General features: G+C 35.4%; 30 protein-coding genes, 1 pseudogene and 1 riboswitch. Of the genes and pseudogenes, 14 read left to right on the top strand and 17 right to left on the bottom strand.

Features of this window, described 5'->3' with window-relative positions:
* Nucleotides 1-77: 77 nt before the first annotated feature.
* The 6 genes from G0Q09_RS10470 to G0Q09_RS10445 all read right to left on the bottom strand — a co-directional run bounded on the left by G0Q09_RS10470 (nucleotide 78) and on the right by G0Q09_RS10445 (nucleotide 4,269).
* Nucleotides 78-869: an SDR family oxidoreductase gene (locus G0Q09_RS10470; RefSeq protein ID WP_219034829.1), complete on the bottom strand. Its 792-nt coding sequence runs from the start codon at nucleotides 867-869 to the stop codon at nucleotides 78-80.
* 58 nt (nucleotides 870-927) lie between these two features.
* Nucleotides 928-1,323: a helix-turn-helix domain-containing protein gene (locus G0Q09_RS10465; RefSeq protein WP_219034828.1), complete on the bottom strand. Its 396-nt coding sequence runs from the start codon at nucleotides 1,321-1,323 to the stop codon at nucleotides 928-930.
* A gap of 158 nt (nucleotides 1,324-1,481) precedes the next feature.
* Nucleotides 1,482-1,658 carry a BF3379 family histone-like protein gene (locus G0Q09_RS10460; RefSeq protein WP_219034827.1) on the bottom strand — a complete coding sequence of 59 codons (177 nt, stop codon included), beginning with the start codon at nucleotides 1,656-1,658 and terminating at the stop codon, nucleotides 1,482-1,484.
* Nucleotides 1,659-1,719: 61 nt separating this feature from the next.
* The gene (locus G0Q09_RS10455) at nucleotides 1,720-2,475 is read right to left on the bottom strand and encodes an amidohydrolase family protein (RefSeq protein WP_219034826.1); all 756 of its coding nucleotides are present in this window, start codon (nucleotides 2,473-2,475) and stop codon (nucleotides 1,720-1,722) included.
* A gap of 12 nt (nucleotides 2,476-2,487) precedes the next feature.
* The gene (locus tag G0Q09_RS10450; protein WP_219034825.1) at nucleotides 2,488-2,904 is read right to left on the bottom strand and encodes a thioesterase family protein; all 417 of its coding nucleotides are present in this window, start codon (nucleotides 2,902-2,904) and stop codon (nucleotides 2,488-2,490) included.
* A 57-nt stretch (nucleotides 2,905-2,961) separates the two neighbouring features.
* Nucleotides 2,962-4,269 (bottom strand): voltage-gated chloride channel family protein, encoded by a 1,308-nt coding sequence (locus tag G0Q09_RS10445; RefSeq protein WP_219034824.1) that lies wholly within the window; start codon nucleotides 4,267-4,269, stop codon nucleotides 2,962-2,964.
* A 30-nt stretch (nucleotides 4,270-4,299) separates the two neighbouring features.
* Nucleotides 4,300-4,367, bottom strand: a riboswitch (Fluoride riboswitch).
* A gap of 186 nt (nucleotides 4,368-4,553) precedes the next feature.
* On the opposite strand from G0Q09_RS10445, the pseudogene nhaA reads away from it, so the two are divergent.
* Nucleotides 4,554-5,724 (top strand): annotated as a pseudogene (gene nhaA, locus G0Q09_RS10440) (Na+/H+ antiporter NhaA).
* A 35-nt stretch (nucleotides 5,725-5,759) separates the two neighbouring features.
* Here nhaA and G0Q09_RS10435 read toward each other — a convergent pair.
* From G0Q09_RS10435 to G0Q09_RS10420, 4 genes are all read right to left on the bottom strand, one after another.
* Nucleotides 5,760-5,936, bottom strand: a complete 177-nt coding sequence (locus tag G0Q09_RS10435) for a BF3379 family histone-like protein (protein ID WP_219034823.1) — start codon at nucleotides 5,934-5,936, stop codon at nucleotides 5,760-5,762.
* 163 nt (nucleotides 5,937-6,099) lie between these two features.
* On the bottom strand, nucleotides 6,100-6,540 hold the full coding sequence (locus tag G0Q09_RS10430; protein WP_219034822.1) for a hypothetical protein: 441 nt from the start codon (nucleotides 6,538-6,540) through the stop codon (nucleotides 6,100-6,102).
* A gap of 74 nt (nucleotides 6,541-6,614) precedes the next feature.
* Nucleotides 6,615-7,379, bottom strand: coding sequence for a type I methionyl aminopeptidase (gene map, locus G0Q09_RS10425; protein WP_219034821.1), 765 nt, complete (start codon nucleotides 7,377-7,379; stop codon nucleotides 6,615-6,617).
* A gap of 42 nt (nucleotides 7,380-7,421) precedes the next feature.
* Nucleotides 7,422-7,745 carry a MerR family transcriptional regulator gene (locus G0Q09_RS10420; protein ID WP_219034820.1) on the bottom strand — a complete coding sequence of 108 codons (324 nt, stop codon included), beginning with the start codon at nucleotides 7,743-7,745 and terminating at the stop codon, nucleotides 7,422-7,424.
* Between the two features lie 102 nt (nucleotides 7,746-7,847).
* Here G0Q09_RS10420 and G0Q09_RS10415 point away from each other — a divergent pair, with 102 nt between their 5' ends.
* The 3 genes from G0Q09_RS10415 (at nucleotide 7,848) to G0Q09_RS10405 (ending at nucleotide 10,472) form a co-directional block, all read left to right on the top strand.
* Entirely contained in the window at nucleotides 7,848-8,504 is a 657-nt protein-coding gene (locus G0Q09_RS10415) for a cysteine hydrolase family protein (RefSeq protein WP_219034819.1), read from the top strand.
* A 608-nt stretch (nucleotides 8,505-9,112) separates the two neighbouring features.
* Nucleotides 9,113-10,198 (top strand): Fic family protein, encoded by a 1,086-nt coding sequence (locus G0Q09_RS10410; protein ID WP_219034818.1) that lies wholly within the window; start codon nucleotides 9,113-9,115, stop codon nucleotides 10,196-10,198.
* A 46-nt stretch (nucleotides 10,199-10,244) separates the two neighbouring features.
* A complete protein-coding gene (locus G0Q09_RS10405) occupies nucleotides 10,245-10,472 on the top strand; it encodes a hypothetical protein (protein WP_219034817.1) in 228 nt (75 codons plus the stop codon).
* A 408-nt stretch (nucleotides 10,473-10,880) separates the two neighbouring features.
* On the opposite strand, the gene G0Q09_RS10400 is transcribed toward G0Q09_RS10405, so the two are convergent.
* On the bottom strand, nucleotides 10,881-11,558 hold the full coding sequence (locus G0Q09_RS10400; protein WP_257468189.1) for a phage integrase SAM-like domain-containing protein: 678 nt from the start codon (nucleotides 11,556-11,558) through the stop codon (nucleotides 10,881-10,883).
* Between the two features lie 274 nt (nucleotides 11,559-11,832).
* Here G0Q09_RS10400 and G0Q09_RS10395 point away from each other — a divergent pair, with 274 nt between their 5' ends.
* From G0Q09_RS10395 to G0Q09_RS10350, 10 genes are all read left to right on the top strand, one after another.
* Nucleotides 11,833-12,573 carry a hypothetical protein gene (locus G0Q09_RS10395; RefSeq protein WP_219034816.1) on the top strand — a complete coding sequence of 247 codons (741 nt, stop codon included), beginning with the start codon at nucleotides 11,833-11,835 and terminating at the stop codon, nucleotides 12,571-12,573.
* A gap of 116 nt (nucleotides 12,574-12,689) precedes the next feature.
* The gene (locus tag G0Q09_RS10390) at nucleotides 12,690-13,670 is read left to right on the top strand and encodes a C-type lectin domain-containing protein (RefSeq protein WP_219034815.1); all 981 of its coding nucleotides are present in this window, start codon (nucleotides 12,690-12,692) and stop codon (nucleotides 13,668-13,670) included.
* Between the two features lie 11 nt (nucleotides 13,671-13,681).
* A complete protein-coding gene (locus G0Q09_RS10385; protein ID WP_219034814.1) occupies nucleotides 13,682-14,623 on the top strand; it encodes a C-type lectin domain-containing protein in 942 nt (313 codons plus the stop codon).
* A gap of 21 nt (nucleotides 14,624-14,644) precedes the next feature.
* Nucleotides 14,645-15,667, top strand: coding sequence for a C-type lectin domain-containing protein (locus tag G0Q09_RS10380; RefSeq protein WP_219034813.1), 1,023 nt, complete (start codon nucleotides 14,645-14,647; stop codon nucleotides 15,665-15,667).
* Nucleotides 15,668-15,959: 292 nt separating this feature from the next.
* Nucleotides 15,960-16,394 carry a transposase gene (locus G0Q09_RS10375; RefSeq protein WP_219034812.1) on the top strand — a complete coding sequence of 145 codons (435 nt, stop codon included), beginning with the start codon at nucleotides 15,960-15,962 and terminating at the stop codon, nucleotides 16,392-16,394.
* 858 nt (nucleotides 16,395-17,252) lie between these two features.
* Nucleotides 17,253-17,606 carry a helix-turn-helix domain-containing protein gene (locus tag G0Q09_RS10370; protein WP_219034811.1) on the top strand — a complete coding sequence of 118 codons (354 nt, stop codon included), beginning with the start codon at nucleotides 17,253-17,255 and terminating at the stop codon, nucleotides 17,604-17,606.
* Nucleotides 17,569-19,605, top strand: a complete 2,037-nt coding sequence (locus tag G0Q09_RS10365; protein ID WP_219034810.1) for a toprim domain-containing protein — start codon at nucleotides 17,569-17,571, stop codon at nucleotides 19,603-19,605. Before G0Q09_RS10370 ends, G0Q09_RS10365 begins: the two co-directional genes overlap by 38 nt.
* A gap of 48 nt (nucleotides 19,606-19,653) precedes the next feature.
* Entirely contained in the window at nucleotides 19,654-19,908 is a 255-nt protein-coding gene (locus G0Q09_RS10360) for a DUF3853 family protein (protein WP_219034809.1), read from the top strand.
* Nucleotides 19,905-20,654, top strand: a complete 750-nt coding sequence (locus tag G0Q09_RS10355) for a hypothetical protein (RefSeq protein WP_219034808.1) — start codon at nucleotides 19,905-19,907, stop codon at nucleotides 20,652-20,654. The genes G0Q09_RS10360 and G0Q09_RS10355 overlap by 4 nt, the downstream gene beginning before the upstream one ends.
* Before the next feature lie 141 nt (nucleotides 20,655-20,795).
* On the top strand, nucleotides 20,796-21,272 hold the full coding sequence (locus G0Q09_RS10350) for a PH domain-containing protein (protein WP_219034807.1): 477 nt from the start codon (nucleotides 20,796-20,798) through the stop codon (nucleotides 21,270-21,272).
* Nucleotides 21,273-21,521: 249 nt separating this feature from the next.
* On the opposite strand, the gene G0Q09_RS10345 is transcribed toward G0Q09_RS10350, so the two are convergent.
* The 6 genes from G0Q09_RS10345 to G0Q09_RS10320 all read right to left on the bottom strand — a co-directional run bounded on the left by G0Q09_RS10345 (nucleotide 21,522) and on the right by G0Q09_RS10320 (nucleotide 24,417).
* Complete coding sequence (locus tag G0Q09_RS10345) at nucleotides 21,522-21,905, bottom strand: hypothetical protein (protein WP_257468188.1); 384 nt, start codon at nucleotides 21,903-21,905, stop codon at nucleotides 21,522-21,524.
* Nucleotides 21,906-21,948: 43 nt separating this feature from the next.
* On the bottom strand, nucleotides 21,949-22,173 hold the full coding sequence (locus tag G0Q09_RS10340; protein WP_219034805.1) for a hypothetical protein: 225 nt from the start codon (nucleotides 22,171-22,173) through the stop codon (nucleotides 21,949-21,951).
* Between the two features lie 66 nt (nucleotides 22,174-22,239).
* Nucleotides 22,240-22,599 (bottom strand): DUF6876 family protein, encoded by a 360-nt coding sequence (locus tag G0Q09_RS10335; RefSeq protein WP_219034804.1) that lies wholly within the window; start codon nucleotides 22,597-22,599, stop codon nucleotides 22,240-22,242.
* Between the two features lie 625 nt (nucleotides 22,600-23,224).
* A complete protein-coding gene (locus G0Q09_RS10330; RefSeq protein WP_219034803.1) occupies nucleotides 23,225-23,470 on the bottom strand; it encodes a hypothetical protein in 246 nt (81 codons plus the stop codon).
* Between the two features lie 44 nt (nucleotides 23,471-23,514).
* A complete protein-coding gene (locus G0Q09_RS10325) occupies nucleotides 23,515-23,793 on the bottom strand; it encodes a hypothetical protein (RefSeq protein WP_219034802.1) in 279 nt (92 codons plus the stop codon).
* 84 nt (nucleotides 23,794-23,877) lie between these two features.
* Nucleotides 23,878-24,417, bottom strand: coding sequence for a hypothetical protein (locus G0Q09_RS10320; RefSeq protein ID WP_219034801.1), 540 nt, complete (start codon nucleotides 24,415-24,417; stop codon nucleotides 23,878-23,880).
* Nucleotides 24,418-24,570 lie beyond the last annotated feature (153 nt).

Here is a 24,570-nt window from a genome sequence, read left to right as displayed (position 1 = left end):
TATTGAAATATGGTAAGGTCAAAAATCCTAATGATTTTCCTACATTTCAAATTAATCAAAATAATAATACAATAATATTAAATAAAAACTCTACTTTTAAGTGTTCTTAACAAGGGGAAGATTACATAACCACCATTTGCAAAAATAGTCTGTCCGGTAACCCACCAACCGTCAGTTACCAAAAATTCTACCAACGGAGCAATATCTTTGATGTCTGTCAAGCCACCCAGATCAGATGCCGATTTGTGATAAGCCACGGCATCATCACTTTCCTGTCCGTAGAAAAACGGGGTATCCATCGGTCCCGGAGCTACTGCTGTTACCGAAATTCCTCGGTGTCCAAATTCTTTAGAAGCGGCTCTGGTAAAATGTTCTACCGGTGCTTTTGCTCCTGCGTAGGTTGAATAATATCCGGTGAATGCTGCCAATAATGAGGTAACAATGGTATTGATTTTACCGTTATCATTTAGTTTTTTACCAGCTTCCTGAATAAAGAAATAGGCTACTTTTGAGTTAATATCACTCATTTTGTCATACTCTTCCTCAGTGGTATCTGCAAATGGTTTTTTCAGCACCATCCCAACAGTATTGATGGCGATATCTACTCCTCCGAATTTTTCGATGGCTGCATCAAAAAGTTTGGTGATGTTCTTTACATCGGTCAGATCTGCCTGAAACAAAAATGCTTCTCCACCGGCATTGGCAATGTCTGCCAATGTTTTTTCAGCATCTGCTTTTGTACTATCGCTATTGTAGTGGATCGCTACTTTTGCTCCTTTTGCTGCGAAATCGCGGCTTAATAATCCGCCTAAGTTTTTTGCACCACCTGCAATTAAGACTACTTTTCCGTTTACATCGTTTCTTGCCATTTTATTTGATTTTAACTGATTTACAATTTAATACTACAAAGATGGCGAGATGATCTGCTTATTTCGTGGTGAACTTTTCGGAATTTTTATTTTCTTTGCGATATTGACCTGGTGTTTGACCAACAAACTTTTTGAAAAATTTGGAGAAATTGGAGGGGTCGTAGGTGAGTATTTTTGCTATTTCAGCAATGGATTTATCTGTTTTGGAAAGCATTTTTTTTGCTTCATCAATAATTTTGTGGTCGTAAAAATGACAGGGATGATTACCTGTTTCTTTCTGAACGGTGTCGCTCAGGTGTTTGTGGGAGAGGAAAAGTTCTTCCGCAATTTGGTTGATTTCCATAAAATCACTTACAGTACCCGAAACCACATCCGCAATATGTTTGTCCAGAAACCGAAAGTAGGTTTGGGTAATTTCTTCGCTTCTCGTTATGTCCTGCTCTGTCTTTCCCATTTGGCGGTCTGTAAAATATCACAAAGATAAACTTTTATGCAAGCTTATCGATGGTGAACTTTTCGGATTTTTTATGATTGGAGCCTATACTTTATTATTGCAAACAGAAAATTCCGATAACAAAAAATCCCCTCAAAAATAGATAAGAGGGTTTTTTTTTAGCTTTTTGAAGCTTCTAAAGATGCTTTTCTGAACTCTTTTAATAGTTTCTCCAGTTCAAGGGAAGTTTTACGGGCTCTTGTTCCGGCCGCTTTGTTTCCTTTTTCAGCCTGCAATTCTGCATCGGCTTTTAATGCTTCAAATGAAGCACTGATTTTTTCGATTAGTTCGTTCATTACGTTGATTTATTAAAATTCAATGGCAAAAATAGAAATAAAAAAATGGATATGTTCACGATTATCCGATTTCGACCCTACTATACCATTCAAAAGCATTGTTATAAAAGATATTTTCAAGTTCATCTGCCGAAAAATTTTCCTTTACCCGTTGTACATCTTTGTCTGAAAACGGAATTTTGGCACGTGTGGAAGGCAAGTCCGTACCGAACATTAATGCCTTTGGGTTGATGTGATAAATGGTTTTCATTGCTTCGATGGGATCAAAATCAATTCGTCCGAAACCTGTTGCTTTTACCTTTACGCCTTTTTCTACCCAATAATATAAATCTTTAAGTCCATCCTTTGATAATCCCAAATGGTCGATAGAAAATTGTGGAATATTTTGCAGAACAGATTTCAGTCTGCTTAAATCTACGCTGTCAATATAAAGTTCGGTATGCCATCCGTATTTTTCGAAAAGGTAGTTGGAAAGTTTTTCTATGTGTTCTATTTTTTCAGAACCGCCCCGTTTTACATTGAAACGCACGGCAACTATATTGGCATTGCTCAGCCGTTCTAATTCTTCATCCTTGATTGTTGCAGGAATATTGGCAACACCAAAAAAGTTATTGCCTAAAGTTTGCAGGGCATCTATCAAATATTCCTGGTCAAAAGCCTGAAACGAACCCGATACAATGGCTCCGCCTGCAATATCATAACTGCTTGTTGTGGTGAGATAATCCGCTGCGGTAAACTTGGGAGGTAAATAACCGTTGTTTTCTACCAACGGAAATTTAGGATTGATGATGTGAAAATGGGCATCAAATAATTTCATCGTCTTTTGTATTTAAAGTTCTTTGTTTAATCTCTTTTTAGCACTTCCTATTAGCCGTTCTGCACTTACGATCGCTCTTGTGTGTTCGCCTTTGCCAACAGAACCACCTTTGTCGAATACTTCAACATTGAAGTGGTACAACTTGCCTTCTTGTTTTACAAATGTAGCCAAAGCTCTCACTTCTTCATCTACCGTTGTAGCAGCTGTATGCAGAATATTTACCCCAACGCCAACAGACAATTCTCCTTCTTGTAAAAGAGATTGCATCATCCTTGCGGCTGCCAATTCCATTAAGGCAATCATTCTTGAGGTAGCAAATACTTCGGGAAATGCATCCTGTTCTGTTAATGGCAATGCGCTTGCCAGATCTGATGGTTTTACGATTAAAACCGCTTCGCTTGTTTGGTTTTCTTTTAATTGTTCTGACATATTGTTTGATTTTAAGTTATTCCTGTTTTAAAATAGTTCATTCAAAAAACACACATTTTAGAGATCATTTATTCGCTTTCGCTGATAATTTGAAAACCTTTGGTTTTTAGGCTCGCCAATCATCTGTGTCCGGTAAATGCTGTTGTGGCCAGACAACAGATACGCAACAATACAGGCAATGGCGGCATAAACGCCACATTCGGCACCAAAAAGTTCAATTGCCATAATACTGCAAGCAATAGGTGTATTGGTCGCTCCTGCAAAAACCGCAACAAACCCCATTCCTGCTAGAAGTCCGGTAGGCAACGGTATAAATAAACTTATTGCACTGCCCAATGCGGCTCCTACAAAAAACAAGGGTGTCACTTCTCCGCCTTTAAAACCTGCCGATAAGGTGATAATGGTAAACGCCATTTTCAAAGCAAAATCATAAGCAGGCAATTGTTGGTCGAAAGAAGCAACTATGGTAGGGATGCCCAAACCAATGTATTTTGTTGTGCCTATTGTCCAAACTGCCAATGCTATGATGATACCACCCAATAAAGGCCTTAGTGGAGGATAAGCGATTTTTGATTTGAAAACAGTTCCTGTGTGATGTATCACTTTGCTAAACGTGGCGGCACATAGCCCAAAAATAATCCCTGCAATGACGGCATAAATTATATTCAAAAAAGAAATGTCGGGAATAAAGCTAATATGGTAATGTGTATGATGTGTCTGCCATAGTTTGGTTACCAAATCGGCAATAATAGAAGCCGCAAAGGCAGGAAAAAGAGCATTGTATTTTAACCGTCCGATCAAAAAAACTTCCAAGCCAAAAATGGCTCCAGCCAATGGTGTTCCGAAAACAGAACCGAAACCTGCAGCGATAGCAGCGATAATTAAAATTTTGCGTTCACTTTCTATCAGCCGAAAAGGTTTGCTGAACTGGTCGGCAATAGCACCTGCCATTTGCAGTGCAGTGCCTTCACGTCCTGCCGAACCGCCAAAAAAATGTGTGGCAATGGTTCCGATATACACAAACGGTGCCATCCGGAACGGAATAGTTTTTTTTGGTTCGTGAATGGTGTCAATAAGCAGATTGTTTCCTGCTTCAACGTCTTTGCCAAAGTAATGATAAAGCAGCCCAATGAAGAAACCGCCCACCGGCAGTAATGCAATCAACCATAAATGGCTTTCGCGAAAATCAGTAACCCGATCCAAAGATTGTAAAAAACCTGCGGAAACACTTCCCACACATACTCCGATACATAAACAGATCAATGTCCATTTAAGAATATAGGGCAAAGCAGGATAACGTCTGAAAAAAACTTTTGCTGATAAATTGATTTTTTGACCGAATGACTTTTTGTTATTTATTGACATAACCAACCTGATTAAAATGTTAAACATTTAATTTAATCAGGCGTCATCAGCTTCTTTAAAGCGGTTGGGCAAGGAAGAACACCATTTCCTTTTTTGATACGTACAAATGTATATTTTTTTTGTTACAAATCATCGATTGCAATGAAATTTCCTTCGTTTTTTTATTTTTTAATGTCAAATAGCTGTTTCTACTATCTTTTTCTGTCCCGAATGTTCTGCCTTCGAAAGTTCCATTCTTCTGGTTAATATTGGTATATTGCGCTGTTTATTAGTAAGTCAGATATATGTCCAATATAATCAATTTAAACGTTTTCAAAAACTTTGTAAAATCGAGTAATTTTGGTGGTTTTCTCCTTTTTGTATGTGTCATCATTTCATTGATAGTAGCCAATACGTCTTGGGCTATACCGCTGCAAAACTTACAGGATACCAAATTGGGTTTTGAAAGCTATGGCATACATCTTCGTTATTCCATCAGTATGTGGATCAATGATGGCTTGATGGCTGTGTTTTTTCTTTTGGTAGGGCTAGAAATAAAACGGGAAATGGTAGAAGGCGAACTATCTTCTCCCAAAAAAGCAATGCTACCGATAATAGCCGCTATAGGTGGTGCGGTGGTACCAGCACTGATTTATATGTTTTTTAATTCGGGCAGCGAAACCTCTGGAGGATGGGGAATACCGATGGCTACTGATATTGCTTTTGCTTTATTTAGCCGTCATTTCTCTTTTAGATAAACGAATACCCGCTAGTTTAAAGATCTTTTTAGCTGCCTTAGCAATTGTAGATGATTTGATAGCCATTTTAGTAATCGCCGTTTTTTACTCATCTGGAATTGAGTATGATTATTTGATGTATGCTGGAGTGGGAATGATAGTGCTTGTATTGATGAATAGGCTAAGGGTGAAAAATCCTTATTTATACTTAATTCCAGGTGTTTTTATATGGTATTTTGTGCATCATTCGGGTATTCATGCTACAATTGCAGGAGTATTGGTAGCTATGACTTTGCCTACCAACGATACGGCTGTGGAGTCGCCATTGGAAAGATTGGAACACGCTCTTGTAAAACCTGTTAATTTTCTGATTATTCCCATCTTTGCATTTGCAAATACCAATATCACTATTCAGCACGAAATGATCGAAGGACTGACCTCTCCTTTGGGATTGGGTATTTCTTTGGGATTAATTTTTGGAAAACCTATAGGGATTGTGATCACCTCTTTTTTATGTTCCAAATTTGGCATTGGGCAGTTGCCAGCCAACAGTACCCTTATTCACATGATAGGTTTGGGCTTGGTAGCGGGTATAGGGTTTACGATGTCTATTTTTATATCAATGCTCTCTTTCGATAATCCTATTTTTATAGAGGAAGCTAAATTATCGGTATTAGTAACCTCGCTTATAGCAGGGATTTTAGGCTATTTGGTATTGAGATATTCGAGTAGAAAATAGTAATAAAACCCTCTAAAGTTCAGAGGGTTTTATTTTTAGCTTTTTGAAGCTTCCAAAGATGCTTTTCTGAACTCTTTTAATAGTTTCTCCAGTTCAAGTGATGCTTTACGGGCTCTTGTTCCGGCTGCTTTGTTGCCTTTTTCAGCTTGCAATTCTGCATCGGCTTTTAATGCTTCAAATGAAGCACTGATTTTTTCGATTAGTTCGTTCATTACGTTGATTTATTAAAATTCAATGGCAAAAATAGAAATAAAAAAATGGATATGTTCACGATTATCCGATTTCCACCCTATTATAGTATTGATTTTCTTTTCCAGTATATCTTTTCCCGAAATAAAAACAGTACGAATACAACTTAAAAATGCTCTAAATTATTTAGTTTTGAGCATGATATTGCTTTTCTCCGTTGATGTATAGTGCTGTTTCTTTCGCATCGAATTTATACACATCGTTCTGAAAAACATCTCCTTCCGATTTATCTAAAACAACCGTCTGCTTTTCATTACCAGGCAAAAACAATTCAACTTTTGAGCTGTCCTCATTAAGTAAAACAAATGCACTCATTACAGCTTCTCCTTCTTTTGGTTCTGTGGGATTTAACCGCTGTCCTACGTTAAAGACCTGTATGCAGTTTTGTTTTAGTTCACTCCACGTTTCACCTGCGCCAACAAGACAGCTGTGGTCATCTTTTTCGCCTCCAATGGGTTGCTGGGTTGTTTTTTGCTCATCTATATTTTCGGATGAACCGTTTTTCTGATTGTTGTTGCAGGCAACCAAGGTAAATAAACCCAATGATAATAAAGCTATTTTCTTCATTTTATACTTGTTTTAAATGGTTTTACAATTTTAATTATTCATTCGAAGCTGATTTATGAATTCAGGTATAGTTGTTAGTTCCAAATTCCATTCATCTCAGTTAGTATCATCGGTTTTCCGTCTGTCACAACAATGGTATGTTCGTGTTGTGCCATAAAACCGCCTTTGTTTCCGACCATTGTCCAGCCGTCATTTAATTCCGCTGCATAGGTAGAAGCTGTGGAAATAAAGGTTTCAATCGCTACAACCGAGTTTTTCTTAAATCGTCTTTGGTCAAATCGGTTTCTATAGTTCATTAATTCATCAGGCTCTTCGTGCAGACTTCTGCCAATACCGTGTCCGCCCAGATTTTTAATAACCTTAAACCCTCTCTTTTTCGCTTCGGTTTCCATTATGTGCCCTATATCGGCAATCTTAATTCCACCTTTAATATTGTTAATAGCTTTTTGCAAAATTTCTTTTGATGCGTTCACCAATTGCTGATGTTGATGTATGTCATTACCGATAACAAACGAAGCTCCATTGTCCGCCCAAAAACCATCCAGTTCGGCTGAAACATCGATATTGATCAAATCGCCTTCTTGTAATATCCGTTTGTCCGATGGAATACCGTGGCAAAATTCGTTGTCAACACTGATGCAGGTCCAACCAGGAAAACCGTAAGTAAGATGAGGTGCAGATTTAGCTCCGAAACTGGAAAGTATTTTCGCACCATATTCATCCAATTCTTTTGTGGTCATTCCGGGTTGTACAAAATGTTGCATTTCTTTTAGCGTCAAAGCAACTGCTTCACTCGCCTTTTTCATCCCTGTTAATTCTTCTTCTCTTGTGATTGACATATGGCATTGGGTATTGTATAGTTGAGCAGTAAAGGTATAAAATTAAATGCTGTCATTTTTTAGTTTTGTTAGGGTTTCTTCAATCAGTTCCATGCGTTTTTGCACTTTTTCAGAAGAAGCATCCAAGGTATAACCTTCGTCCAAAAGTTCTTTGATAAGTAACATTTTTTTGATGTTCTTATAGTCGTATCGCCTGTTTTTTCCTTCTTCTTCGGTTAGACTTGTGATAATTTCTTTGTCTTCCCAATATCTTATTTGTCTTGTCGGAATGCCTGTAATTTGGGCGACTTCTCCAATTCCTACGACCAATTTGTCTAAGAAATCGAAGTCAAATGATACATCTTTTTTTGTTCCGCTTTTGCTCATTTTGTAATTTATTTACATTAATTGTTGCAAATATAAACTTTAAGTCTTTTTTTTGCAATTGTAAATTATTTACAATTATTGATAATTAAATTCAATTTTAAAATGAAAAATTTCTTTTTATTAATTCTAACAGTTATGACAATGGCAAGTAAAACAAATGCACAAAAACGAGGAAAATCAGCTTTAATCCTTATTGAAACACAAAACGAATGGATGCATAAAGATGGAAAACTCAATAAAGCTTTGGTAAAGGACAGGGAAATGATGCAGACTTCCATTGACAATATTGAAAAGGCGTTGGAATACGCTCAAAAAAACGGAATAGAAGTTGTTCACGTTGGTTTACGTTTTGAAAAAGGTTATCCTGAATTAGCCAACGGTAAAAGTGGTTTGAGAAAAGCTATTCCAAATGCAGGGACTTTTCCGGTAAACGAATTTGGTTCGCAGTTTTATGAAACCGTAAAACCGATAGAAGGCGAATTTATTGTTACTGGAAGAATAGGAGCAAGTGGATTTACAGGCTCCAATTTAGATGCTTATTTGCGTAACAATAAAATCGAAAACCTTTATTTAGTCGGTTATGCTACGCACGTTTGCGTGGAAAGTACTTTGCGTGATGCTCACGACAAAGGTTATAACACTTTTATAATTTCAGATGCGACTTCGGCTTTTAATAGAAAACAACAAGATTATGTTTTGAATGAAATTGTTCATCATTTTGGGGAACATTTGACCACTTCTGAATTTATTAGTGAATAAGGAATTAAAACAGACATTGTTGTTATCCGTTGCAGGTGCAAAATGCGTTTCGTACCGAAAGTAGGAATGGTGTAGAGAAGGTGCAAATCATAATCTTTTAGATTGCGAAAAACCTCTAAAAGGCAGCCGTATTTATCAGAAAGATAGATAACCCTTTGCTGTAAACTTGGGTAGTAAATAACTGTTGTTCTCTACAAGCGGAAATTTAGGGTTGTTGATGTGACAGGTATAACTGGAAATTATCCGTTTTATATAATAAAATGTAAAAAGAATACCATTTAATTACTGTTATTTTTTACAATCCTGCTCGTTGAAGGTATTTTTAATTTAGTTAATTTGTTGGAAAATATTTCTGTTTGCAACTTGTTGGTGATCATTGTAACAGAGCGTTATGCTATAGTAATAAGATAAAGTCAGAATCATTCTTTCTAATCAATAACTATTAGACATTGTAAGCTGACAGAAATTTTTGATTATGGCGCTACACATTCTACCAACTGTACAAATTGAACGAGAGTAATTTTTACCTGCATTACACTAACGAGAGCGATTTTTTTGTATTTTTACCCTCGTATTAAAGACGAGAGTAAAACTTACACTTGAACAATATGAGAAAATTTGACCGAAAAATACCGTATAACGACTTGCCTTTGCTTCCACCAAAGGTAGACATAGAAACAAAAGAAATACTTCGCAAAACTATTTCAGCAGGTAGAGCATTGGCTCAACTGAAAGGAACTTTGTTGAACTTACCAAATCCTACTTTGTTTTTAGACACTATTTATTTGCAAGAGGCAAAGGCAAGTTCGGAGGTAGAAAATATTATTACGACAACCGATGAACTTTACAAATCCTTGGTTGCTGACAAAAAAAATGATAATTCTGCTACTAAAGAAGTTTTGAGTTATAAAGAGGCACTTTGGTTAGGTTTAGAACAACTCAAAAAAAAGCCATTCATTACAACAAATCTTTGCGTAAGTATAGTTCAGTGTATTAAACAAAATTCGGCTTCTATTCGCAATACGCCAGGCACTACCTTGAGTAACACAAAAGGTGAAGTGATTTATACACCACCAAGTGGCGAAGCTATTATTCGTGAGAAGTTAGCTAGTCTGGAAAAGTTCATCAACGAAAACGACAGTATAGATCCACTTATCAAAATGGCATTAATGCACTATCAATTTGAAGCCATTCATCCATTTTCAGATGGCAACGGAAGAACGGGAAGAATTTTACTGTTGTTGTATCTCAAGCTTTCGGGCTTGTTGGATACACCTGCAATTTATTTGAGCGAGTACATTATAAAAAACAAGGCAGAATACTACAACCGTTTGCGAAAGGTAACTGAAAATAATGAGTGGGAAAATTTCATTTTGTATATGTTGGATATGATTGAAGAAACTTCATTAAAAGGTTTAGAGCGACTAAATAAAATTACAACAGCAATGGAAAAAACAGCAAACGAAATCAAAACGAAATTACCAAAAATTTATTCCAAAGACTTAATTGAAATTTTATTCCGTTTGCCTTACACAAAACGTCAACACTTGATTGATGAAAACATTGGAAGTTTAAAGACTGTAGGAAATTATTTGATAATATTGGAAGAAAACGGATTTTTGAAATCAGTAAAAGTGGGAAAAGAAAAATTATATTTGAACCAACAGCTACTGAAAATTTTAGAAGAAAAATAAAGACTTTGAAATAAAAAGAAACCTGATATAAGTTTAACTAATTGAAATGAAGAAATTTATATTTGCTTCTTCAATAACAAAGGAAGCTCAAACGTATGGACAAGGAACTTACATTAGTAAAGACAGATTTGAAATGTTTGGAGGAGTTAAAATTTTCTTTTACGACAAAGAAATCATAGAAGAAGAATTTGGAAAATACGGTTTATATGAAATTATCGAGGTACAAGAAAACTATCCGTTTTATCTAATAAAATGTAAAAAGAATGTCGCTTGATTGTCGCTGGTTTTTATAATTGTGATTGGTGAAGGTATTTTTAATCCAGTAAATCTGCCAGTAAAAAAAATAATTTTTCCACTCTTTTTCTATTTCATTCTTAAATTCTGATTCCTCATACCGCCATTCTTTCCTCATACACTCTATCAAAATAATCTCCCAAAGCAAGAATTCTCTCATTATTAGTAGGATTAATGTACCGTAAAAACATCTGTTCCGTACTGTGTCCGGTAGCTTCCATTAATAAGGGAGTAGGGATTTTTCCATAGAAATTGGTAGCAAAGCTACGTCTTCCGATATGACTGGTTATTACCTCATATTTTTGAACTTCAACATTTCTGGTTCTGAAACCAATACGTTTTCTTGCTTTTATTTTTTCATTAATACCTGCATATTGCCCAATTTGTTTTATTTTTTCATTGTATAGGTGGTAAGCGTAATGATTTCTTTTCTTTGTTTTTCTCGTCGAAGTTCCAGCTCTCTTACACAAGTTCTTATGCTTTTTCGCTCTGCAAAATTCAAGATTGTCTTTACAAAATGAATGGTTCTATAGATCGTATTCTCACTGTATTCTTCCTCTTTCCCGAAAATCATAAATTCCCGAATGAAATCCGAATTGATTTCTTCTACATAAAGTTTTTTACAGACAAAACCCTCGAAACGTTCCATCAGGTGATAAAATACTTTATATCGTTTATATGTGGAATTGCAGATGAGTTCCTTTTTTGTTTCAATATACCACTTCATATAAAAGAGTAATGAATTTTCAGGAAGTTTTTTCTTTTGTTTAGAACAAATATCTTTTATTTTTTTAGATATAGATCTTTGAGGTAATTGTTTGTTTTCTTCGCGTTTGAATCGAATACTTTCAGCTAATTCTATTTTTAGGATATCGAGTGTACTATTTAGTTTTTTATACTTTTTCAGATAGATATTCGAAGGACGTTGTTTGTTTTTGTCCCAATCTTTTTCAGAAATTCTTAATTGTGTACGAAAAGTATAGGTTCTGTTTTGTTGTTGGTCGGTAAGGTTTAAGTGGATGTTTTTTACAATACCTTTTTCAGGCAAAAAGAATTCAAATGTCATTTCGTTGAGTTTTAATCGTGTTATTTCTCAACGAATTTAAGATAATAAAAGTAGTCTGCTTTAGACTACTTTCGAAGCAAAGATAATTCTTTTCTTGATAACTCCAAACATTTATGCAATAGTGTTTTAAATTAAAATAATTTGATTTAATGTTTTTGCATTTTTCTTTTAAATAAAACCAATTTCAATTACTTACATCTTAAATAATATTGTATTACAATACAATAAGATAAAATAATAGTCTAAAGCAGACTATTTCAACCAACCAAAACCGATGAAAAAGAGTTTCTACATAAAAACATTTATCCGAAAGGGTTGTAATACCCTTTTGGTGTTTTTGTGTTCTCTTTTTTCTCTATTCTCTTATGCGCAGATTTATACTACTGGTGACGCTATTTTATATGTATCGCAAGATGCTACCCTAACACAGAAACTGATAACACCCACCAAACTATTTATTGCGAGTGGAACAACAGTTGTGGGAGAAGTATCTAGTGATATAGATATTGAAAGAACAACAATATCTACTATAGAAAAAAGCAAAATCTTTATTTTAGAAGGAACCTCCGTTTCTGGGTTGGAAGAGCTTGGAAGTACCAAAATTGTATATATCCAAAAAACTTCCAAAAACGTAAAACAATACGCCAAAAATACACCCAAACCGAAAAAAGAAAAAACACAAAACAATAAAGTACATAAGGAAGAAAACCAACAAAAAAAATACAAAATATACATAAAGGACGGCAACCCACAGCAGTTTATACATTTTAATACCAATTACGCTTCTGCCTTTTCGCCCTCTTCCAATCACAACATTAAACTATCTGTATCACCTTCCGAAACTATAAAACAGCTCTTCTTTGCTTACCATCAGCAAGAAACCACTGATTCCCCATCTGTTTATAAAAATGTCAAATTTTTAATTGCGGGCAGAATCCGCCCACCGCCCGTCCTTGCGAGCGAAAGGAAGCAAGCCCTAATTAAGTACAACGGATTGCTTCGTCGTTTCTCTTGACAAGGACAAATTAATTACACAACAAAAATTTAAAGTGTTTAGTTTTTAACACTTATTTAATGCTTTGCTAATAATACACAACAGGTTATCTAAATAATAACCTAAAATTTTTGAACATGATAAAAAATATATTAACATCAGCTCTTTTACTGATAGCAGTTTGTTCATATGGACAAACAGGAAAAGCAGTTGGGATTATATCGACAGATACTACAATCCCAAATGATTTCCCCCATCCTTCATCCATTTTGGATGTACATGCCGAAACCAAAGGATTTTTGGGTCCCAGAGTAGCTTTAACTTCCCTTACCTCCAGAACTCCTATTACTACTACTACTATCACAGCCGATTTGAAACCAGGGCTTTTAGTGTATAATACCAATGCAACAATAGGCAAAGGATATTATTACTGGAGTGGTTTGAGTTGGATTCCTTGGCAGAAAAGCTCTAATACAATCCAAAACTATGCAATAACAGATATCAGCACATCAACATTAGGGTACGTGCCGGAAGGAAGCATGGCTACAGCACCTGCTGAATATGTTTATGGCAATATAAAAGCGACCAAAGCAGGATGCTACAAATTTACTACAGGCAACAATCACTCATTTTGCGGATATAGTCTTACCGATAACACCACAAATGCAGCTGTTGGTACAAATTGGACAACAGCTTTCACGATTGCCAAAAATCTGAATGGCTACATGGCTACAATTACCAGCACAGAGGAATGGGATTTTGTAAAAAACAACCTTCTTTCTACTTCTTTACCTTCACAAAACCAAAATAACGTATGGTTGGGCTTCAACAAAATAACCTATCCCGGAAATCCTCAGAAATTTACATGGATTACAGGAGAGGTATCTATGGTTGCCTGGGAACGTGCAGGAATAACAACAGCTCCGTATTATAAAAATTCCAGTTTTGAATTTAACTTTGATGTAAACCAACCTGATAACAATGGTGGTACGGAAGGTTGTGCTCATATATCAGCTACATCAAAAAGCAGCACCAGATTATGGTACGATACCAATTGCAACAATACCACTATCGACACCAAACCGGTATCATATCTTATTGTAGAATATCAAAATTAAAATTGCAACTTATGAAAAACATATATCTTGCTATAGTATTCAGTATAGCTTTTGGCATAGGCACATCTGCACAGGTTCAGATGACCAATACAGCAACCCCTCCGGCAATAGTTGCATCTGCAATGTTGCAACTGGATGCTGCCAATAAAGGTGCGTCTTTGCCCAATGTAGCATTATCAGCTACCGATGTAGCAACCATTACTTCACCAAAAGACGGGTTATTAGTATACAATACCAGTACAACAACCAATCCTAATCCCAATACCAATGTAACACCAGGGCATTATTACTGGTACAATAACCAGTGGAATCCCATGGGAAAAATTGCAAACTCTTATCTCTTCCAACAAAAAATAGATGTAGAACTTTTGGGATATACACCTAACAATACTGGTATCACTGCGGATAACTCCACTGGAACCATTAGTTATGGTGGTGCAACCTGGAATAAAAAAGGTTGTGTAAAATGGTCTGTAAGCGCTGGGGGTAATGACCATACTTACTGTGCTTATACAGCTTCCAGTGATAGGACATGGGCACAAGCATATAACTTTGCACAAAACAGAGGCGGTTATTTGGTTACCATCACATCCGATACGGAAAGAAACTGGATTACGACCAACATCATTACAGCTAAAAGTTTAGCTACTAATATTTGGCTGGGCTACAACAAATTCCAGAGCCGCTACATTCCGTTGGATGGAAACAACAACGATACCCCTTTCAACAGATATCGCTACAAATGGATTACCGGGGAACAATGGGCTGTAAATTGGGAGGTTGCTGGAGGAGCAACGGTACAACAAAACTTTGACACTGGAATGCCAAGCATTGTTAGTGCAAATGGCGCTGCATATATAATGTCAACTGGAACCAGAAAATGGGCTGACAGAGATGGTGTAACCGCAACAAATGCCAAGGATGTAATCGTAGAATTTCAGGATGCTTACTAAATTATTAAATATTAAAAATTTATGAAAAAATCAATATACAAATCTATATTTGCTTTTGTTTGTGTATCAAACATAGCATTCGGGCAGGTCGGCATAGGCATCGAATCTCCCCATACCTCTGCCGTGTTGGATGTAGTGTCTTCCGACAAAGGATTTCTTGCCCCACAGGTAGAGCTAACAGCTACCAATGTTTGGGCTCCACTTGTAAATCCTGCAACAGAAGGGATGTTGGTATACAACACAAAGACTACTAGCACAAACCCTGCAACAGATGTAGCACCCGGATATTACTTTTGGGCTGACAACAAATGGCAACCAACAGGATTAGGATCCAGAACGTATGTAGTATCAGATGGAGTAATTCCTTCTATTCTAGGATATACTCCGAATGGAATTGCTTCGAGTGCCGCCAGCTCAGTTGTTGTTGATGGTCTAACATTTACAAAGAGAGGATGTACACAGTGGACGGCAGGAAACGGCCATTACTACTGTGTCTATACAAGCGGTAATAATGGTACCAGTGGTAGCAGTCCAGGAACAGGAGGTGCCAATTGGGGAACCGCCTATAATGTAGGAAAAACTTTAAACGGGTATTTGTTAACCATTACTTCTGATGCCGAAGAAACTTTTGTAAGAAATAATATTATCAACGGCTCTAATAGTGGTTATGGTAATCTAAGAAACAACATCTGGATAGGAAACAACAAAGCTATCAATATGTCTTATTCTCCAGCCAATCAGCCTGCTCCGGGGATCCCAATCGAATTTTATTGGATTACTGGAGAAAACTCTAAACACAACTGGAGCAACGCAACAACCGTACAGCAAAACTTTGCAAGTAATGCGAATATTCAGGATGAGCCCAATAACCTTGGCAATAATGAGGGGTGTACACATATTTGGGCAAACGGAATGAGTAGTGGTATGGACGGATTGAAACTCAAATGGAATGATGCTCCCTGCGATGTTACTACATTTTCTCCAGGAGGTATAGCCGCTGAGTTCAGAGCATTAAACCAACTGATTATAGAATTTAACCAATAATGTATTTAATATACTATATAATATAATCTTAAATTTAAATAATTAACTTATTTATATTTTATAATTCAGAAAAATTTTATTTCACGCCGTAACTATCGCTAATTTTTTTGATTCAACATTGTTATGTCTTTAAAAAATGAATAACGAAATTTTATGCAGTTTCTTATCTTAGTTTCGTGAAAAGAAATACAATACTAAATCTCTTAAAATTCCCGAATGACACACTAACTATTAAACTTTAGTATAAATTAATATTAGAGAATAACAAGATGATGATAAAAATTATTAAAAAGTGAATTTCAAAGAAATCCATATAGGCTCTTTAATCAATCAACTTGTTACAGAAAGCGGGATAGAAATATCCCGCATCTGTAATTTTATGAAAGCAACAGAAGCAGAAATCAAAGAAATGTATAAAGAAGAGCATCTATCTACCGATTTACTTTTAAAATGGAGTAAGCTTTTGGAGTATGATTTTTTTAGGTTATACAGTCAACATTTGATTTTATATTCTCCGCCTTCTTCTTCTTCTTCAAAAGGTTTATTTGAAAATAAAACATCTGCTCCCCAATTTAGAAAAAATATTTACACCAAAGAAGTTATTGACTTTATTTTGGAACAGATTTCTACAGAAGAAATGACCAAAAATCAGGTCATAGAACGTTACCGAATCCCCAAAACAACCTTATACAAATGGATCAGCAAATACGGAAACTCAAAAACTTAGTAGATAAATATCTACATAAGACAAGAAAACACGTGGTTAAAGATTGGAAAAATCCACTAAAGGAACTCATAAAGCTATTAAAATCATTACTAAAACCCCCTTACTTTTCCTTACTTTCCAAACTCGTAAAATACTTAAATCTTACACTTTATTTCTTAAGTCAACACCGAATTACACCAAGTAAGGAAAGTAACCAAATTTGACCAAAATAAAAATGGTAAAATCCTCAAAATAAAAAACTGGAAACATAAGCGAATAGCAAAGCAAAGGAGAACCAATGCTTCTCCTTATTGCGTTACTATCTTCGTTTGAATCCCTTTTTTCATAAACTCAAAAAACAAAAAAATCTTTTTGCTGAAATTGGGTTACTTAGGTTACTTTTTATGTATTTTTAATTTAAAATTACTAAATAAAACATAACCAGCTAATATTCAACATTAAACGGATGTGTTTTCAATCGAGGGGTACGATTTAGAGCTTTTCCTGCGCTATTTTGACCTATTGTGTGTCCACTTTTTGTCTGCAAACCACTCATAGTGCAAATTTAACCAAAATTTTTCAAAACACCAATCCTTTATTCATCAGCATTTGGGACTGGTGCAAGGTGCAAGTATTATATAATACTTGCACCTTGCACCTGCCCTTATGAGCCTGAATTTAATTCTATCAGAAACATTCTTTCTTTTTTGCTGATGATGTCAAAAAAGTTAACAAGCATAAATTTATTTTTTTGACTTATACTATTCGGATAAAATTAATTGTCTTTTATTGTCTTTTTCCTGTCCGTTATTGACCTTCTTTCAATTGGTATTTGACGATTACTACCACTAATTTTGGTGTATAAACCTAAAAAAACTAATGGAAGTAATCACTATTGAATCACAAGCTTTTAAAAACTTGATGTCAAAAGTGGACACAATTTTCGATTATGTTATTTCCCAGCAAAACACAAATGATGATGAGGACAGTTGGGTAGATAGCTATGAGGTATGCACCTTTTTGAAGATTAGTGACCGCACTCTGCAAAGATTACGCAGTGAAAACAAAATCAACTATTCCCGAATAAGGGGAAAAAATTATTACAAGATCAGCGAAATTAAAAGGATGTTACAGGAAAACCTGATCCGCCGGAGCGAAGAATGCTTACAAGACCTGATTCTAAACCACCAAAAGAATGTTAGACAAAAACAAAGTGCTCAGCTGCACCCGTGACGGACTGGATATTTTCAAACACTACCTTCCGGGAGATTGGCGCGTAGGCAGAAATTTTAAAAATCCTTTTTATGATGATACCAAAGCTTCCTGCAACATCTACTTTGACCGGCGAAGTGGTATGTATCGTATGAAGGATTTTGGGACTCCTGATTATGCCGGAGATTGTTTTTCAATTGTAGGAAAAATTAAAAACCTGGACTGTACTAAAGATTTTACAGAAATACTGAAACAGATCAATGAAGAAATGAATTTGGGACTGGAAAACGGATATATTTTGCCCCAAAACAGATATTCTTCAAGAGCAAAAGCAGAGAGCAAAAAGGAAAACATAATAAAGGAACAACCATATCATCCTAAACCTTATTCCGTATTTGAGCGTAGCTTTACACTGAAAGAAATTGAGTTTTGGAAACAATATAGCATTACCCGTGAAATCCTGAAATTATACAAAGTGGTTTCATTAGAAGAGTTCACGAGTGAAAATAAAGATTCAAAACCTTTTACCATACAATCTTCGACAGAAGAACCTATATTTGGGTATTTCGGTAAAAAATATGTGAAAATTTACCGTCCATTTTCCCAAATCCGTTTCCTGTACGGTGGAAATCTGCCTGAATCGTATTGTTTTGGATTGGAACAATTGCCCGCCAAAGGAAACACCCTGTTTATTACCGGAGGAGAAAAGGATGTATTGTCATTGGCTTCCAAAGGATTTTATGCGATTTGCTTCAACAGTGAAACAAGCTCAATACCTGAAAGCCTGATTAAAAAGCTTTCCTACCGTTTCAAACACATTCTGATTTTATATGATGTGGATAAAACAGGATTGGAGGCTTCAATCAAGCATCAGAAACAACTATCCGGTTTCGGAGTAAACCGTTTGAGACTTCCTCTTTCGGGAGCTAAACAGGAAAAGGATATTTCCGATTATTTCAGAATGGGAAATACCAAAAATGACTTTAATCAATTATTCCTTGAATTTTTAGACCAATTATATAATGAAACTATGGCGATACTGAAACCTTGCGAAATCGACTTTACACAGCCTCCCTTACAATCGCAAACGCTGATTTCCATTAATGATGTTCCATTGGGAACACAAGGGAATTTAATGGGACTTACGGGAGGTGAAGGCACAGGAAAAAGTAATTATGTAGGAAGCCTGATTGCCGGAACATTACGTCAGGATGACTATATAGATACTTTAGGAAGTAATATCCTTCCCAATACTGAAGGAAAAGCCGTCTTGCTTTACGATACCGAACAGTCCGAAACCCAGCTGTACAAAAATATTTCAGGCATCCTGAAACGTTCCGGAAGAGAAAATATGCCAGGATATTTCAAAGCTTACTGTTTAGCCGGTATGTCAAGAAAAGAACGGTTGCAGGCAATATTGCAGAGTATGGATAAATTTTATTACCAATTTTCAGGAATTCATATGGTGGTAATAGACGGAATAGCTGATTTGATACGCTGTGCGAATGATGAAGGAGAAAGCATTGCCTTAATTGATGAGCTCTACCGTATGGCTGGAATTTATAAAACCTGTATAATCGGAGTACTTCATTTCACACCCAACGGATTAAAGCTTCGGGGACATCTCGGAAGCGAGCTTCAAAGAAAAGCAGCTGCCATTTTATCCATTGAAAAAGATGATGATCCTCAAATCTCTGTTGTAAAGGCACTGAAAGTAAGGGACGGAAGTCCTTTGGATGTTCCACTTATACAGTTTTCGTGGGATAAAGAAAAAGGAATGCACGTTTTTATCGGAGAGAAGACCAAAGAAGAAAAAGAGAAACGAAAAGAGATCGAACTTGCAAATATTGCCCGGACTCTATTTTCACAGCAAAAGCATTATACCTATGCCGGATTATGTGAGAAGCTCCAAAATATGATGGCGGTCAAAGACCGAACGGCAAAGAGCTATATTAAATTTATGCGTGAGAAAGGATTGATTGTCAAAGATTCTGAAAATAATTATGAGTTCAAAAAATAAGAGTTCAAAGAAATTGCCTGAATACTTTTTATAAAAACAAAAAATACTATGAATATCGATCCGAAAAAACCACTGCTTGAGTTGACTGTTGAGGAATTTCTGAAATTACAAAGAACCGCTGTTTCTGAAAAAAAGTATGAATATGGGCTTAAAGGGTTAGCCAGAATGCTGGGCTGTTCCCGCTCGAAAGCAGCGGAACTAAAGTCCAGCGGAATTCTGGATGATGCCATCATTCAGAACGGAAATCTTATTATCATAGATAAAGAGAAAGCAATGCAACTTATGGCTCTGCATAAAAAATGAATTATTCGGGATTAATCAGGCAGTTTTGGCAACATAACGAAAAAGAACCGTTGGGAGCTGTCGCAGCTTCCATCTACCTTTTTTTGTTGGAAATATGGAAAAAAAATGAGGAAAATGATTTCAAGCTTTCGGATACCGAAATTTGCGAGCGGCTGAAAATCACAAGACCCACCATTATTACTTTACGCCAAAAACTTAGCAATCTGGGAATGATTCAATATCAATCTAAAAACGGGCTTCCGGGACATTATAAAATTCTTCGGGAATATGCACCGACGTTATCCGCTTTTGAAAAGCCTGAAACTGACAAAGGAGGTTCGACGACTAAAAGGAGTCAAAAGCCAATTCCGAAAAAAAAGGAAACTACCGAAAAATTGCCACAGAAAAGAGAAACTCCACAGAATCAAAATTTGTCTCCCGATGCTCCTCCGGAAATTCCTGTTGCAATACCTATTCCGGGTTCCGGTACTATTCCTTCTTTGGACGAATTTACAGAATATGCGAAAACATTGGAAAGCTATGTTCCCGAATTAGACCATCTTATTAAAGAAAAATATGAGAGTTGGCTCGGAAACGAATGGAAAAATGGCTATAACAAGCCGATAACGAACTGGAAGTCTTCCATAAAAAACACAATGCCTTTTCTTCAAACAGAATTGGAATCCCAAAATTCTGCTCCTCAGAACAAAATCGCCTTACAAAGCATCAAACGTCCGAAATCAACTTTTGATGAAAGTAAGAAATAAGAAGACAAGGTTTACCGGAACGATGCAGAATTCCTCTTCCGACATCTAAAATTTTATGGATTGGGACACATTAATTTTCTCATTTTGGCTTTTTACTGTTTTCTTTTTTCACTAAATTAGACGAAAATTTACACACAATTTATGAAAAACTTACTTGCTGAATCTGAGGGATTTAATCCAACTATTAATTATGAAGCCAAAATCCATTGGATTTCCTATGTAATTCCAGTTTTCTTTATCATAATTGGTTCTGTAGGAGTTATCTCTTTTTTATTGTTAGGTTATAAATATATGCTTGGTTTAGTTGGTATTATTTCTCTTTTTCTTATTTATCTTTTCATCAGAGGCTTACTCCGTTTACTGAAGAACAGAAGCACAAAAATTTATGTTACCGATACCCATCTCACATTTTCTACAGGAATATTAGGCAAAACACTTTTCGACCTCTCATTAAACAAGCTCGAAGGAATGTACCAGCACCAAAGTTTTTTAGGAAAGGCTTTGAATTTCGGAACGCTGGTTGTAACTACCGGAGGTGTAACGCATACGTATTTCATTGAATATCCAATGGAGTTGAGGAATGCCATAATGATGCTAAAAGATAATTCGATTAAATAAATTATCTGTTTCATCGGTATTCAAATTTCAATAAAATCAGCTCACAACCTCTTTTCAAAAACATATCAAGGAAAAAGTACGGGAATGTTTTAGAAATGGGATTGCTCCAATTTCAGACAAAAATGTGTTTCCGACCAAAGGGAGGAATTGCATTTTTGCCACCCGATAGATAGAAAACTTCTTCAGAAAGATTTTGTAAAAAAATAAAAAAGCAATGGGAAATAATTTACTATTGCTTCTTAACCTAAGTTATAATTCAGTATTCAGCAATCTCCGAAGATTTTTAGATTTTCTAAAATTGACATACTTTTTAAATTCAGGAGTTTTGGAAAATTCCTGTAAAGTTTTGATTGTTTTTATATCTTCTTCAGTAACACAGGAAATTTTGACACAAAATGTTCCAATATCACCAAAGCAATTTCCTGCTCCAAACAATAATGAATAATAGGTTTCTTTAGAAATCGGACGTTCATAATGAGGAAGATTGGTTTTTCCTTCTTCGTCTTCATTCATAAATCTTAAATCTTCATCAAACATTTCCAGAGAAAAGAAAATACCGTATTCAATTCCGTTATATTTCTCGTATTCAAGATTGTATTTTTCTTTCAGAAGCTCATTGACTTCTTTTGCCATTTCAGGCTTTCTAAGATAAATAATTGAGTAAGTTCCCATAATCTTATTTGTATTGATAAAAGTTCAGTAAGGATCCTTTTCCGGATTTATCGGAGTACATCCCGCTAAATCCTAATTTTGCACAGTAAGCAGAATGTTCTTTTTCGGTACATTCTACCTGAATAACAAACCCTTCTTTTTCTATGAAAGGATGCTTTATTAGCTGTTTTGCTTTATTCATATTTTCTAATTTTCTTGCGTTATATGCAGCAAGTTCTTTCTTATTCATATCATTGTTATTTAAGAGTTATTAATAAAACACGATTAGCCTGTACATCGTGAGGTTTTGTAGGTATTAATGTTCGCTTGGAAGTAATAACACCTTATCTTCTTTCCAAATGGTAAATTCCTGAAAAAAGAAATCGGAATATGTAATTTCTTGGGTAGCTAAGACTTTATTATTTCCGTCTGTTGCGGATAGTTTGAACTTAGTTCCTCCGATTCTTTCAATTTTCCAAATCTGGAATTCCTGTTTTTTAAATTTTTCTTCAAACTGATAAGATGCAATGGCATCCAGAAACCAATAGCATTTTTCTTCGTCTGCAATGGTTTTCACACCATCTGTCAGAACTATTCCGAACATATAGGAATAGTAGGATTCGGTTCCCATAAACTCGTTGTAAAATTCATTTGCTGAAATACTTGGATTTTTCATAATCTAAAATTTTTAAATTGTTAATAATTGTTTTCTACGAGGGACACCGTTCGCTTGTTTTTGTTTTTTTGAATTGTTTTCGGAAATGTCAATGAGCGCTTTGCTTTTTATCTGACCGGTGTGTCGTTTTTCATTGCTTTCTGACGATAGAAATTCCGTTTCAGCCAAAACCGAAATGGAAGAATTGGAGTGAAGGCTGCGAAATCTTTTTGTCCGCAGGATTCAGGAGTGTCTGGGAAAATTGTTGGAGCTTGTGAAAAGAATTTTTTGAGAAACCCAAAAAGATTTTTTTGAGCAGAAATGGGATTTATACTTTTGCAAACTGAAAACGAACTACAGGTCAGCTGAAATAGCTACGGCGTAATGCTTTTAAGGGAATAAGAAATGGAAAAATCAAAAAATACGGTGGTATCTTACCTGCTCAAAACTTAATAAAGAAATATTCAAGAGAGAAAAATCAATAAATTCAGGAATTCACTATCGGGATTTAAGAACCTGACAGGAGAAATGATTTATAGAAGGCTCGGGAAGTTTTTGTACTGATGTAGGTTTAATTCTTATGCTAAAAATTAAATGTGTTGATTTCATCAGATTATATATATTGTTTGTAGGTATTTAATAGTAATTAATTTGATAACTTTAGATAACTGGTTCTGAATGTTACCCCTCGCTTTGTGAGTTCATCAGCGATCAATACCGCTTTATCCCGGATTTTCCATTCTGGTGGATTTTGAACCTTTAATGCGTGATAAGCCCGCATTCCATAGCCAAAACCAATATTTGACGGTTTACAGATTGCTTCATAGTATTTTTCGTCATATTTTTCCAACCTCTTTAAAAGAGTTTCTGTTTTGTATTTTTTTGTTGTCATAATTTTTATTATTAAGGGTTGTTTTATATCTGATTATTGAATGTCTATTTTGCTAACTCTATTATGTGGTCAGTAATACTGCATAGCTGTTCATCATCAAGAACGGATAAACCGTATTGGTATCCTTCATTATCAATAATAACACTTCCGATTTCCTCTAACCACCTGCCATTATTGAGGTTGAATTGCAAATTTTCCTTTCTGACAGGAATAATAATCTGATGACTGTGACAGCTTTCTTCTCCTATTAAGGTTAAATGGTTGACTATGGTCAGATATGCCGATTCTCTTAAATTTTCTAATTTTTGAGTGAATGTTTTCATATTGAAATTTTTAATTTATTTGCTTTAGTGTTTCAATGGTTTCTATAAAATAGTGTTCTCTTTTATTCTCTAATAATCATAGCCTCAAAAATCAAATGATGATTGAAAAAATCTTGAAACTTTATCTCCGTAGAAATCGAAGACTTCTTTTTTCAGAAGTTCTCTTATATGCTCCCTTTCATCTTTCGGAACATTATTTTTATCAGCAGAAAAATTATGTCGTAGAATTGCATCAACATTACCTTTCCAGACTTTCTCATTGATAAAATATTCATACTTTGAAAATAATCTGTTACTGTATTTGGCATCCTCTTTTTCTTTATCTGTCTGTAATCTCTGATAAGTAACTTTCATTGCTCTATGAACATATTTATCATTTAATCGTGAGCATCCATTCTCATAAAGGATTATTACAGAAGGTTTTTTTACTATTTTTTTCGTCAGTTTTTTAAAGCCATAGAATACCCTGAGCGGATATTCATTTTTTGGATATCCATGATATTTAAAAAAATCGTCAATGGTTTTTAGAACAATCTGAAACTTTTCAGGAGGAAATTCGTTGAGTCCTTCAATATTCAAAATATTGAGATACTCTTCTGCTGAAAGGGGTAGCCCTTCAACCATTTTCTCGGCTTGGCTTAAAGTCGTTTTCGCTTGATAAGTATCTATTTTATTTTTTTGTGGTTTGGCAATAACAGACGTTCTGCATTCATTAAAGGGGAAACAAAACCCAAATTTGCTTTGTATTTGGGCTCGTTTCCTTTTTTGTTCTGTATT

The sequence above is a fragment of the Empedobacter falsenii genome (genome assembly GCF_019308355.1).
GTDB lineage: Bacteria > Bacteroidota > Bacteroidia > Flavobacteriales > Weeksellaceae > Empedobacter > Empedobacter falsenii_B.
This window is presented reverse-complemented; position numbering and strand designations above follow the sequence as displayed.